Source organism: Undibacterium sp. JH2W, from assembly GCF_049340425.1.
Lineage (GTDB): Bacteria > Pseudomonadota > Gammaproteobacteria > Burkholderiales > Burkholderiaceae_D > Undibacterium.
In genome coordinates this window covers 1-244 of the sequence record NZ_JBMPOT010000121.1, presented here as the reverse complement: position 1 = coordinate 244, position 244 = coordinate 1, and the positions used below count along the sequence as shown (strand labels likewise).

At 58.2% G+C, this 244-nt stretch carries 1 pseudogene; it reads left to right on the top strand.

Annotation, left to right across the window (positions count from 1 at the left end):
• Positions 1 to 2: 2 nt before the first annotated feature.
• Positions 3 to 244 (top strand): annotated as a pseudogene (locus ACO0LC_RS29380) (energy transducer TonB); the annotation flags it as partial.

The window sequence follows — 244 nt, the reverse complement described above, 5'->3', positions numbered from 1 at the left end:
TTATCGGTTTGGGGCTGGTCATATTATTTCACATACTTGTCGTATGGGCCCTGGTATCAGGCCTGGCACGCAAGGCCATGGAAGTGGTCATCAAGCCACTGGAAACCAAGATCGTGGAAGAGGTGAAGCCACCGCCACCGCCACCAGACACGCCACCACCACCGCCACCAAAACTGCTGGCACCGCCACCACCGTTCATTCCGCCACCGGAAGTCCAGGTACAGCAACCGGCACAACAGCAGCC